The organism is Citrobacter sp. VF227, from assembly GCF_052950715.1.
Genome location: NZ_JBRFVF010000009.1, coordinates 137,141 through 149,151 on the forward strand (window position 1 = coordinate 137,141; position 12,011 = coordinate 149,151).

Annotated in this window: 10 protein-coding genes; 3 read left to right on the forward strand and 7 right to left on the reverse strand. The window is 49.7% G+C overall.

Features of this window, described 5'->3' with window-relative positions; translation table 11 throughout:
• Positions 1 to 143: 143 nt before the first annotated feature.
• The gene (gene melR / locus ACU8YC_RS21175) at positions 144 to 1,076 is read right to left on the reverse strand and encodes a transcriptional regulator MelR (protein WP_151218098.1); all 933 of its coding nucleotides are present in this window, start codon (positions 1,074 to 1,076) and stop codon (positions 144 to 146) included.
• Between the two features lie 268 nt (positions 1,077 to 1,344).
• Between melR and melA the strand changes: the two genes are divergently transcribed.
• From melA to ACU8YC_RS21190, 3 genes are all read left to right on the forward strand, one after another.
• Positions 1,345 to 2,700 carry an alpha-glucosidase/alpha-galactosidase gene (gene melA / locus ACU8YC_RS21180; RefSeq protein ID WP_187253957.1) on the forward strand — a complete coding sequence of 452 codons (1,356 nt, stop codon included), beginning with the start codon at positions 1,345 to 1,347 and terminating at the stop codon, positions 2,698 to 2,700.
• A 92-nt stretch (positions 2,701 to 2,792) separates the two neighbouring features.
• Complete coding sequence (melB, locus tag ACU8YC_RS21185) at positions 2,793 to 4,223, forward strand: melibiose:sodium transporter MelB (RefSeq protein ID WP_187253956.1); 1,431 nt, start codon at positions 2,793 to 2,795, stop codon at positions 4,221 to 4,223.
• Between the two features lie 2 nt (positions 4,224 to 4,225).
• The gene (locus ACU8YC_RS21190) at positions 4,226 to 4,480 is read left to right on the forward strand and encodes a SemiSWEET transporter (RefSeq protein WP_151218016.1); all 255 of its coding nucleotides are present in this window, start codon (positions 4,226 to 4,228) and stop codon (positions 4,478 to 4,480) included.
• Positions 4,481 to 4,506: 26 nt separating this feature from the next.
• On the opposite strand, the gene ACU8YC_RS21195 is transcribed toward ACU8YC_RS21190, so the two are convergent.
• The 6 genes from ACU8YC_RS21195 to ACU8YC_RS21220 form a co-directional block, all read right to left on the reverse strand.
• On the reverse strand, positions 4,507 to 5,124 hold the full coding sequence (locus tag ACU8YC_RS21195; protein WP_151218015.1) for a DUF2238 domain-containing protein: 618 nt from the start codon (positions 5,122 to 5,124) through the stop codon (positions 4,507 to 4,509).
• 148 nt (positions 5,125 to 5,272) lie between these two features.
• Positions 5,273 to 6,919 (reverse strand): class I fumarate hydratase FumA, encoded by a 1,647-nt coding sequence (gene fumA, locus ACU8YC_RS21200; protein WP_016155418.1) that lies wholly within the window; start codon positions 6,917 to 6,919, stop codon positions 5,273 to 5,275.
• Between the two features lie 96 nt (positions 6,920 to 7,015).
• A complete protein-coding gene (gene dcuB / locus ACU8YC_RS21205) occupies positions 7,016 to 8,356 on the reverse strand; it encodes an anaerobic C4-dicarboxylate transporter DcuB (RefSeq protein ID WP_151218014.1) in 1,341 nt (446 codons plus the stop codon).
• A gap of 118 nt (positions 8,357 to 8,474) precedes the next feature.
• Positions 8,475 to 8,777, reverse strand: a complete 303-nt coding sequence (locus ACU8YC_RS21210) for a hypothetical protein (protein WP_414438445.1) — start codon at positions 8,775 to 8,777, stop codon at positions 8,475 to 8,477.
• Between the two features lie 297 nt (positions 8,778 to 9,074).
• Positions 9,075 to 9,794 carry a two-component system response regulator DcuR gene (gene dcuR / locus ACU8YC_RS21215; RefSeq protein WP_151218012.1) on the reverse strand — a complete coding sequence of 240 codons (720 nt, stop codon included), beginning with the start codon at positions 9,792 to 9,794 and terminating at the stop codon, positions 9,075 to 9,077.
• Positions 9,791 to 11,422 carry a sensor histidine kinase gene (locus ACU8YC_RS21220; RefSeq protein ID WP_187260088.1) on the reverse strand — a complete coding sequence of 544 codons (1,632 nt, stop codon included), beginning with the start codon at positions 11,420 to 11,422 and terminating at the stop codon, positions 9,791 to 9,793. Before ACU8YC_RS21220 ends, dcuR begins: the two co-directional genes overlap by 4 nt.
• Between the last annotated feature and the right edge of the window lie 589 nt (positions 11,423 to 12,011).

Sequence of the window (12,011 nt, forward strand, 5' to 3'; positions counted from 1 at the left end):
CTGTAAAGCGGGTGAAAAATAGTCTGATTTGACTTTATTATTTTATTAAACAAAATGTTGCGTTTACTTGTTGTCGGTTTTCCACTGCCGTTTATCGACAGGGGGAATATTTTTTTGGCTGATACTGATATCAGCGAATGATATCAACCCGCCATTGTTTGCCGACGCTGCTGGCTCAGTTTACGGTACTGCTGCGGCGACATGCCGACAAACTTGCTGAAGGTGTCATAAAAACGGCTGCTGGATCGGAATCCGGCAGTCAATGCGACGTCGAGAATGGTTTTATCGGTATCGCTAAGCAATGCGCGGACGTGATTGATCCGCATGGCGGTGATGTACTGCTTCATGGTGAGTTGCATCACGCGCTGGAAAATCCCCATCGCGTAGTTGGCATTGAGCTTCACGTGCTCCGCAACGTCGTTGATGGTAAGCGCCTGATCGTAGTTATCAGCAATAAAGCTCAACATTTGGCTGACGTAAAACTGGGCATGCCGTGAGGCGCTATTTTTATGCGTGCGTGAGGTTTTGTTGACCAGAATAGGTTCCCATCCAGAAAGGCTAAACCGCTTTAACATCAGGCCGATTTCATCGATCGCCAACTGGCGAATTTGCTCATTTGGGCTGTTCGCTTCCTGCTGCCAGCGCAGCACTTCAAAGGTACTGAGTTGCTGGGTCGCGAGCGATTTGACGACCATGCCATGGGTAACATGATTGATAAGCTCCCGATCCAGTGGCCAGGAGAGAAACAGATGCATCGGTAAGCTGAAAATCGCCATCTGCTTGCAGTTGCCGGGGCGGGTGAGTTGATGTGGGGTACAGGCCCAGAATAGGGTGATATGTCCTTGTTTTATCTTTACGACTTCGTTGTTGATCAAATACTCCACATCGCCGTCAAACGGTACGTTGACTTCCACCTGACCGTGCCAGTGGCTGGCAGGCATAGCATGCGGTGAACGCAGCTCAATATCCATCCGCTGATATTCAGAGTAGAGCGACAGCGGGCTGCGGGTCTGTTTTTCGTCGCCATTACACATATGCGGGTCGGGCGGGAGAAAGACTATCGGCTCTGTACTCATCATCACTCCATTTCCTGAATTATCAGAATCATGTCTCATCCGCAGAAAAGAAACCGCGAAGGGGGGCACAAAACCGGTCGCTATGAATGATAGTAGACCGATTATCAGGCCGGATACTCTGCTTTTTAGGTGATTTAATCCCAAAAACTCAGATCGTCACACGGCTGACAGAGGATCTGAGTTTTTGGGAATGCTCATGAGGGAAAACGGAGGTTTTCACCCGGGCGGCGTGCCACCATGACCGTGTTCACTACTGTTCTGGAGAGTCATGATGTCTGCACCCAAAATTACCTTTATCGGCGCCGGTTCGACGATTTTCGTCAAAAATATCCTCGGGGACGTTTTTCATCGCGATGCGTTGAAGTCGGCGCATATCGCCTTGATGGATGTCGATCCTACACGTCTGGAAGAGTCACACATTGTTGTGCGTAAACTGATGGATTCTGCGGGTGCATCCGGGCATATCACCTGTTATAGCGATCAAAAAGCGGCATTGCAGGATGCTGATTTTGTGGTTGTCGCTTTCCAGATTGGCGGCTATGAACCCTGTACCGTTACCGATTTTACGGTGTGTAAACGTCATGGTCTGGAGCAGACGATTGCCGACACTCTGGGGCCGGGCGGCATCATGCGTGCGCTGCGCACTATCCCGCATTTATGGCAGATTTGTGAGGACATGACGGAAGTCTGCCCGCAGGCCACCATGCTTAACTACGTTAACCCGATGGCGATGAACACCTGGGCAATGTATGCGCGCTATCCGCATATCAAGCAGGTTGGGTTGTGCCATTCAGTACAGGGCACGGCGGAAGAGCTGGCGCGGGATCTGGATATTGATCCTGCTTCGCTACGTTATCGTTGCGCCGGGATCAACCACATGGCGTTTTATCTGGAGCTGGAGCGTAAAACGGCTGATGGGGGCTATGTAGATCTCTACCCGGAACTGTTGGCGGCTTATGATTCCGGTCAGGCACCGAAACCGAATATTCATGGGAATACCCGTTGCCAGAACATTGTGCGTTATGAAATGTTCAAAAAACTGGGCTTTTTCGTCACCGAGTCATCGGAACACTTTGCGGAATATACGCCGTGGTTTATTAAACCGGGGCGTGAAGATCTGATTGAACGCTACAAGGTTCCACTGGATGAATATCCTAAACGCTGCGTGGAACAGGTGGCGAACTGGAATAAAGAGCTGGAAGAGTACAAAACGGCGGCGCGGATCGATATTAAGCCGTCGCGCGAATATGCCAGCACTATCATGAACGCTATCTGGACTGGTGAACCAAGCGTGGTGTATGGCAACGTTCGTAATGACCATCTGATCGATAACCTGCCGCAAGGCTGTTGCGTGGAGGTAGCTTGCCTGGTTGATGCGAATGGTATTCAGCCAACGAAGGTGGGGACGCTCCCGTCCCATTTGGCGGCCATGATGCAAACCAATATCAATGTTCAGACCCTGCTAACGGAAGCCATTCTGACGGAAAATCGCGATCGCGTTTATCACGCGGCGATGATGGATCCGCATACCGCCGCGGTATTGGGAATTGAGGAGATTTATGCGCTGGTGGACGATCTAATCGCCTCCCATGGCGACTGGCTGCCAGCCTGGTTACATCGTTAACACACAATCACGCCGGGCAGAGTATCCGGCGTTTAACGTCTGACGTTTCCTCTTACAGAAGGCGGGCGCTGGTAACAGCGACCCGATACCCTATGAGCATCTCTCTGACTACAAAACTCAGTTACGGATTTGGCGCGTTTGGTAAGGATTTCGCTATCGGTATCGTGTACATGTACCTGATGTATTACTACACCGACGTGGTGGGATTATCGGTGGGCGTCGTCGGAACTTTGTTCCTGGTGGCAAAAATATGGAACGCGTTTAACGATCCGGTGATGGGGTGGATAGTGAATGCCACCCGGTCGCGTTGGGGAAAATTTAAACCCTGGATCTTACTCGGTACGCTGGCGAACTCGTTGGTGCTGTTTTTGCTTTTTAGCGCACATCTGTTTGAGGGGACGGCGCAAATCGTTTTTGTTTGTGTGACGTACATATTGTGGGGGATGACCTACACCATTATGGATATTCCATTCTGGTCGCTGGTCCCCACGATTACGCTGGATAAACGCGAGCGTGAACAACTGGTGCCGTTCCCTCGTTTCTTCGCCAGCCTTGCAGGGTTTGTCACCGCGGGCGTGACGCTACCCTTTGTAAACTATGTTGGCGGCGCGGATCGCGGGTTCGGTTTTCAGATGTTTACGCTGGTGCTGATCGCATTTTTTATTGTTTCTACCCTCGTAACCTTGCGCAATGTGCACGAAGTGTATTCCTCTGACAGCGAAGCCACGGCAGACAGCACCCGGCTGACGCTGAAATCAATCCTTGCGCTTATCTACAAAAACGATCAGCTTTCCTGCCTGCTGGGTATGGCGCTGGCTTACAACGTGGCGTCCAATATCATTACTGGTTTTGCGATTTATTACTTCACCTACGTGGTGGGTGATGCTGACCTTTTCCCATACTACCTCTCCTATGCCGGAGCGGCTAACTTGCTGACATTGATTCTCTTTCCCCGTCTGTCAAAGGCGCTTTCTCGCCGGATACTGTGGGCTGGCGCTTCGGTTATGCCGGTTCTGAGCGCAGGCGTATTGCTGATTATGGCACTGGGGGCATTCCACAATACTTTCCTGATTGTTACCGCAGGGATCCTTCTGAACATTGGTACGGCACTGTTCTGGGTACTTCAGGTGATTATGGTGGCGGACACCGTAGATTACGGCGAGTATAAGTTTAACGTCCGCTGCGAGAGTATTGCCTATGCCGTGCAGACGATGGTGGTCAAAGGTGGCTCGGCGTTTTCTGCTTTCTTTATTGCGGTGGTGCTGGGATTGATTGGTTATGTTCCGAATGCAACGCAATCCGCTGAGACCATTCTTGGCATGCAGTTCATCATGATCGCGCTGCCGACGCTCTTCTTCATTGTGACACTGGTGCTCTATTTCCGTTACTACCGGTTAAATGGCGATATGCTGCGTAAGATTCAGATCCACCTGCTGGATAAATACCGAAAAGTGCCGTCGCCCGTCAAGCAGTCGAATACCCCGGAGATACCGGTGGTAGTGGCCAGCGATGCGAAGGCGTAGCTATGGAATGGCATTCCTGGATTGGCTATCTGGCGGCAACGCTGACGACGCTCTCTTTTTTGCCGCAGGCGATTAAGGTCATTACCACCCGCAACACCCAAGGTATCTCCGGTTTAATGTATGTGATGTTTGTGTGCGGGTTGGTTTTGTGGCTGGTTTATGGGTTATTGATTGACGATACCGCCGTCAGTATGGCGAACTTTCTGACGCTGCTGTTCGCCTTGCCGATTCTGGTTATCAAATCGCGTAATGGGTAGGGCAGATTGCCGGATAAGCGTTAGCGCTATCCGGCGATTTTTAACTGTCTGTTGTGCCAGCCCGCCAGCACGAGCACCGTCGTTAGCGCGCCGAGCAGGGCGCAGAACATATCCGACTGGGTATCCCACGGGTCGCCTTGCGTACCCAGAAAATCATCGGCTCCCTGGCCCATCGCCAGTGCCGCCCACCATTCGATCAGCTCATACATCGCGCTAATCGCCAGCGCTACGCAGCAGACCAAAAAAGCCAGCATTTTGCGGCCACGAACGCGATTACCGCGCACTAAAATCTCTCTTGCCGCTAGTGCAGGTACCAGCCCCTGGAAGAAGTGACCCAGCTTGTCATACGGGTTACGACTGAGATCCAGCCATTCCTGAACCTGAAAACCGACGGGAACTTTGGCGTAGGTATACATACCGCCGACCATCAGAATGATGGCGTGCAAAAAAATGAGCGTGTAGAGCAATGGCGTCAGCGGATACTGTTTTTTGGTCGCCAGCAATAATGGGACGACAATAATGACCGGCGTGACTTCCATCAGCCAGGTGATCTTCTCCGAGGCTGAGATACCGGTGTAGATAAGAATCAGCGTCAGCAGCAGCGCGCCAGTATGCAAGATTGTGACGTTCAGGGTACGAAGCATTGCGAATTCACAAGTAATGGAAAAGGTCACTATTCCCTGTGCGCAACAAAAATTCAAGGTCAGTAAATGGGGGGATAAAGGAGGCCCGGGGGGATCACTGGACTGACGCCAAAAAACGGGTGTCAGTCCAGTGCCGGGCCGAATGGGTTTACTTCGCGCAGTTAGCGCATTGTTTGCTGACGATTTGCTGGAAGAAATCGTTGCCTTTGTCATCGACCAGGATGAAAGCCGGGAAATCTTCTACTTCGATTTTCCAGATTGCTTCCATACCCAGCTCCGGGTATTCCACGCATTCCAGATGCTTAATGCTCTGCTGCGCCAGTACCGCTGCCGGACCACCGATGCTGCCTAAGTAGAAGCCGCCGTGTTTGTGGCAGGCGTCAGTTACCTGCTGGCTACGGTTACCTTTCGCCAACATGATCATGCTGCCGCCATGGGACTGCAGCAGGTCAACATAGGAGTCCATGCGACCCGCAGTGGTTGGGCCTAAAGAGCCAGACGGATAACCCGCAGGGGTTTTGGCCGGACCCGCATAGTAGATCGGGTGATCTTTCACGTACTGTGGCAGGCCTTCGCCGGACTCAATACGTTCTTTTAGCTTCGCGTGGGCGATATCGCGACCGACAATGATAGTGCCGCTCAGCGACAGACGAGTAGAAACCGGGTACTGAGAAAGCTGGGCAAGGATCTCTTTCATTGGGCGGTTGAGGTCAACTTTGACCACTTCACCTTCGCCTGCCTGGCGCAGGGATTCCGGAATGTATTGAGCTGGATTGTGTTCCAGTTTTTCAATCCAGATCCCTTCGCGGTTAATCTTGGCCTTAATGTTACGATCTGCGGAGCAAGAGACACCCATACCAACCGGGCAGGACGCGCCGTGGCGAGGCAGGCGGATCACGCGGATATCGTGCGCGAAGTATTTCCCGCCAAACTGGGCTCCGAGGCCGAGTTTCTGCGCTTCTTCCAGCAGTTCCTGTTCCAGTTGCAGATCGCGGAACGCCTGGCCGTGCGCATTACCTTCAGTTGGCAGTGCGTCATAGTAGTGTGTGCTGGCCAGCTTCACCGTTTTCAGGGTGCTTTCCGCTGACGTGCCGCCAATGACAAATGCAATATGATACGGCGGGCAAGCTGCAGTACCCAGCGTACGCATTTTCTCCACCAGGAAGTTTTTCAGTTTGCCGGGAGTCAGCAGCGCTTTGGTTTCCTGATACAGATAGGTTTTGTTCGCTGAACCGCCGCCTTTGGCTACGCACAGGAATTTGTATTCGTCGCCGTCCACGCTGTACAGATCGATTTGTGCGGGCAGGTTGGTGCCAGTATTCACTTCTTTGTACATATCCAGCGCCGCGTTTTGCGAGTAGCGCAGGTTATCTTCAATATAGGTATTAAATACGCCTTTAGAGAGTGCCGCTTCGTCGCCGCCACCGGTCCAGACACGCTGACCTTTTTTCCCCATGATAATGGCCGTACCGGTGTCCTGGCAGGTTGGCAACACGCCTTTGGCGGCGATTTCGGAGTTTCTCAGGAACTGCAGCGCGACATACTTATCGTTTTCGCTGGCTTCGGGATCATGGAGGATTGAGGCGACTTGCTGTTGGTGTTCAGGGCGGAGCATGAAGGAGGCGTCGTGGAAGGCTTGTTGGGCCAGTAGCGTAAGTGCTTCAGGAGCTACTTTCAGGATTGTTTCGCCTTCAAACTCGCCAACGCTGACGTGATCGGATGTCAGCAGGTAGTACTCAGTTTTGTCTTCCCCCAGTGGGAAAGCCGCCTGGTAAGTGAATTCAACTTTTGACATTTGCTTCCAGCCTTTTCATTTTTCTCAGGAATTTTAAAATTCTCTGCGTCTTAACGGTGGCGTGCCGTACCAAAACGGACGGCACGCGAACTGTAATTACAGGAAACCGTACATTGCGGCGAAGATCCAACCAAAGACACAGGATACGCTTACGCCGATCAAACCAGGCAGAATGAAACTGTGGTTGATAACGAAGCGGCCAATGTGGGTAGTGCCGGAACGGTCAAACTGAATTGCCGCCAGATCGCTTGGGTAAGTCGGCAGAATGTAGTAACCGTAACATGCCGGAGCGGAAGCCACGATGTATGCTGGATCGACCCCAATTGCCAGCGCGACCGGAACAATCGCCGCCAGCGCCGCTGCCTGAGAGTTTACAAATTTAGATACCAGCAGCAGAACAATTGCATAGGCCCACGGATACTCTTTCACCATGTTGCCCAGCACACCTTCGATTTCTGCCATGTGCGCGCCGAACATGGTTTCTGCCATCCAGGCAATACCGTACACCGCCACAATCGCGATCATACCGGAACGGAAGACTTCGTTTTTAGATATTGAAGCGGGATTAGTCTTCGTCAGGATAATAATCAGTGCACCGGTCAGTAGCATGAACATCTGGATGACCAGTACCATTGACAGCGGTTTGCCACTGAAGGTAGGACGCAGTTCAGAGAACGCGCCGAGCACGGCAACAACGGCGATAGCGGCAAGGAAGATCCACATGGCCAGCCAGTTGCTTTTCGGCAGCTTTTTGTCTAACAGCGTGGCGGTATCGCCATAAACGTAGTTGTGGTTTTCAGGTACGGAAATAAACTTCTGGAACTCTTCATCTTTATCCAGATCTTTACCACGAAACCAGCTGAAGATACCGATCGCCAGGATACCCAACAGGGTAGACGGGATGGTGATGCTGAGCAGGTCGAGGAATTCGAGATGCTTGCCTTCAAACGTTACGTTACCCAGCATGGCGACCAGTGAAACAACGGCTACGGAAACAGGGCTGGCGATAATCCCCATCTGCGCACCGATAGAGCTCGCCGCCATCGGACGTTCCGGGCGAATATTGTTCTTAATGGCAACGTCATAAATGATTGGCAGGATGGTGTATACCACGTGGCCTGTACCACAGAGAATCGTCAGGGTGCAGGTCACGAACGGGGCGACGATGGAAACGTATTTTGGGTTACGGCGCAGCAGCTTTTCAGCAATTTGCAGCATAACGTCAAGGCCACCGGAGGCTTGCAAGGTTGCCGATGCGGCGACCACGGCAATAATAACCAGCATGACATCTACAGGCGGTTTACCCGGCTGAAGATGGAAAACGAAAACCAGAATGACCAGGCCGATACCGCCTAATAAACCCAGCGCGATACCGCCCTTTCTGGCACCATAAAACAAACATATTAATATTATGAGAAGTTGTATACTAAATAACATTTTATTTACCCTCGCGAAAAACCCAGTCAATTTTTTGAAAAATGGATCTGTGCCACATTCTTTTTTGCCGGAATAGGCATCAAAAAATGGTCAGTATTCGATATGTCCGTATTTGCGATTAATGTTCAAATGTCTTGCTAGAATGTTTTCTTAAAATTATGGTGATATTTGGCTTTTTTCTGTGGTGTTGATCAGAGGAAAGTATCCTCAGGCGATGGGAAGCAGGGCTGGGTGTGGAGAGCTGCGGTTGACGCTGTAATTTATCTGTTTTGCGTTTTCCGCTATTACGTGAACCACCGACAAAATGGGTGAGTAGATTATTTATGTGATCACGCTCGCGCCATTTCATGATGTAATGAGGTTGGCGTGCGGATACTTTTACTTGCTCACAAATATGTACGGTGTCCATGGTACGTAGCATGGTCTCCATTGCTACCAGTCTAGATTTTGTATGTCTGGTTAATTTCAGACTAATCCTTTATGGGTAAAAATACACACTCTGCGAGTTAGATAATACTTAATTAACTTTTGTTAGCGATTTTGAAATTAAAAACAGTGTGACGTTAATCAATATTAAAATAATACATTTAACATGCTGGATACAAATACATTTGATCTAACGCAAATTTATAATTCTGCAGCATGAGTCAGCAAAATAGGGATTTTTCATTATTTTAATAATTGTTACTTTCAAATAACAAATAATCCCAATATGTTTTTATTGGCAATATTGTTTAAGCAATGAGTAGTGCTCAGCCTGAACGCGGTAACGATAAACCGGTCTACCGGTTACGCCATAATGGATGCTGGTAAATAATATGTGACAATTGACGAGCCAGATAAGATATTTACGGCATGAGACGCGCGAGATATTAACCTCGTTAGCCAGCTCATCGGTGGAGAACTCCTGATCCTGATGCTCATCAATCCACTGACACAGCGTGCGTAACGTTTGTGGCGTTAACCCTTTAGGTAAGCGCCGCGCTTCCTGCTCATTAGAGGAACTTCCATGAATCAACTGGTCAAGCTCAGACTGTTCATAGTACTGATGCTTTTCCATTTCGTTTTTCTTTTGTAACCACCCGGTAAGCGCTTCTTCAAAACGGGATGCCTGAAAAGGTTTGATCAGGTAGTCAACGACACCATAGTGAAGGGAGTCTTTGATAGTCGTTGCGTCAGCGGCGGAAGAGATGACAATAACATCACACTTGCAACCTTCGCTGTGCAGAACGGGCAACAGATCCAGACCGTTTTCTTTTTGCATATAAATATCAAGCAAAATCAGGTCGATATGATTACCGCTATGAAAGATTATCTCTTTCGCTTTCTCCAGCGTGGAGGCTGTGCCGCAGCAATGAAACCCGGAGAGTTGTGCAACATAACGACGGTTTAATTCCGCTACCATTGCATCGTCATCGACAATTAAGACATTGATCATCTGCTGGCCCTCTCACCATTCCACGGTAACTGTACAAAAAATTGGGTGAAGATCCCAGGTTCAGACTCGACGGAAATATTGCCGCCAACGTTTTCAACCTGTTGTTTAACAAGCGCTAAACCAACGCCCCGTTCGGTTCCTTTTGACGAAACGCCCTTCTCAAAGATGTGCTCAATGTGTTCGGGGGCGATCCCCGGACCATCGTCATTCACTTCGCAATGCAACCAGCCGTGTCGATAATGCAAGGATACGCTGATCTCGCCCCCAGGTTCTTGACCTAGCGCTTCCAGGGCGTTTTCAATTAAATTCCCCAGAACGGTAATCAGCACTGCCACCTGATCTTCGTTGCTGTTTTCCGGCAACTGGCTTTCATTGCTGATCACCAGGCTATGGCCTAAATCAGATGTGCGATTAATCTTACTGAGTAAAAATCCTGCGATCACCGGGGATTTAATTTTTCCTAACAGCGAGCCAATCTCTTCTTGATAATTGTTCGCGGTCTTCAGGATATAATTTTCAAGCTGCTTATAACTTTTCAGATGCAATAATCCCAGAATCACGTGCAATTTATTCATAAATTCGTGGGATCGTTCACGAAGTGCGTCGGCATAGTTAACCATACCGTCCAGACGCTGCATCAGTTTTCGGACTTCAGTTTTGTCTCTGAAGGTTGAAATGGCCCCGATGATTTTACCGTTGCTGAGCACCGGAACTGTGTTTATCAAGAGTAGTCGATCCTTCACCATGATCTCTTCATCGCGACGCGGCGTACCATCATGTAGTACCTGTGAAAAATCGACCACCTGTGACCACGCGTGGCTGAGCGTAGAGAGCTGAGCATCGTCTTGCGATTTGTGGTAATCCAGTAGCTCCTGCGCCGCCTGGTTTATCAGCGTTACCTCACCGCACTCGTCAACGGCAATGACGCCTTCCTTTATAGAATGCAACATCGCCTGGCGTTGTTCGAACAGATTGGATATTTCATAAGGTTCCAGGCCAAACAGAATGCGCTTGAGGACTTTAACGAATATCCATGTGCCGAGTAGCCCAACCAGTACACCAAATAAGATGGACCAGATGATGCTACCGCGACTGTTATTGATCTGTTCAGCAACTCTGCTTAGCTCAAGACCGATCGCCACGACGCCAATTTGTCGGTGATGCTCGTCATAGATTGGGGTGAAAACACGCAGGGCTTGTGCCAGGAACCCGCGATTAATAGCCACATTCTCTTTGCCTTGCAGGGCCAGCAAAATGTCATCACCTTTAAACGGCTGGCCAATTCGTTGCGCTTCGGGATGGGAGTAACGAATGCTCTGCATATCGGTGACTACAATGAACAAAAAGTCATTGCTCTTATTCACCGCCTGGGCAATCTCCTGAATGCCACTTTCTTCGGGCTTCTTCATTAGCCCCTGACGGATTTCTGGAGAATTCGCCAGCGTTCGTGCGACAGCAAGCGCTTTATCAGCTAGCGCATCGCGCGTCATATTACTTATTTGCGAGAAATAAATCAGATGAACGACAAGCAGCACAGAGAAGAGTACCGCACTGACCATGAGGATCACGGTGGTGCCGAGCTTCATCGGGCGTTTGCGTATAGCAGTACGTTGCAGAGAGTGTCTCATCACGGTCCTGGAATCACGGTTTGTACGGGTATTATCGCCTGATGGGGTATGTAATTCAAAGGTGGTAGGGCTATGGGGCATAGGCTACCTGTACTTTTCTTCTTTTATATAACGTAGCGCGAATTTCTTTCTATATAGAGAATAGAGATTTCCTTATCTGTTTTTCTACTTTTCAGCGATGGTGGCCGCTAATCTTCTTACGATTGTGGATAACTCTGTGTGTAAATGGGTATAAAGCGGGGTTTTGCTGTGGAATGCAGCACTCAGTCATTTTTCTGTCATTTAAGGGTTGCGGGCTGCAGGAAACTCCCTATAATGCGCCTCCATCGACACGGCGGATGTGAATCACTTCACACAAACAGCCGGTCCGGTTGAAGAGAAAAACCTGAAAATGAGGGTTGACTCTGAAAGAGGAAAGCGTAATATACGCCACCTCGCGACAGAGCGCTAAAGCGCGTCGCAACTGCTCTTTAACAATTTATCAGACAATCTGTGTGGGCACTCGAAGATACGGATTCTTAACGTCGCAAGACGAAAAATGAATACCAAGTCTCTGAGTGAACATACGTAATTCATTACGAAGTTTAAT